Raw genomic sequence first — 602 nt, forward strand, 5'->3', positions numbered from 1 at the left:
AAAGGAGGGGCACATGGATCATATAGGGGTATACGAGGTGAGTCGTCCTTCTTTAATGTCACTTCTGCTATCAATGATTTTTTCAAGTGGCATACTTTTGACAAGCGTCATAAATAATATGGATGGTAAAGTACTTTCATATATCGGATTTTTTTGGGTAATCTTTTGTCTGATAGTTGTAATCGTATTGCTCTATAGGATCATTACGATTAGAAGGTTCATTGAAATCAAGATTCTTCCGGACTCAATAATAGTTGAAAATAAAGAAATTGAAGCAAACCGAATTGAGAATATTTATGTAAAGGGCTATTTCAAACCTGTAATAGGGATTAAACCTGTAGATCATAAATTTGCTCCCTATAAATTATGTTTTAGTTTTCTTGAACAGGAATACAGGGGAATGAAAGAACTAACCAAATGGGCTGAACGTAATCAAGTTAAACTGTCTCACAAAAGATTTATGAGATGGCTCTAAGGGACTGTGACAATACAAGGGGTGTTCCAAGAGCCTTGAAATGGCTGATGGGGCGCCCCGTCTTTTTGACCTTCCTTCATCTTAACACCAAGATGTAATATCCATTTTTTATAACATATGGTAATCT

1 protein-coding gene is annotated in these 602 nt (G+C 35.5%); it reads left to right on the forward strand.

The window, feature by feature from the left end; genetic code table 11:
• On the forward strand, positions 1 to 475 hold a 475-nt coding region (locus CA600_RS30615), incomplete at its 5' end, for a hypothetical protein (RefSeq protein ID WP_094874834.1).
• Between the last annotated feature and the right edge of the window lie 127 nt (positions 476 to 602).

The organism is Paenibacillus sp. VTT E-133280 (assembly GCF_002264385.1).
GTDB classification, from domain to species: domain Bacteria; phylum Bacillota; class Bacilli; order Paenibacillales; family Paenibacillaceae; genus Paenibacillus_AQ; species Paenibacillus_AQ nitricinens.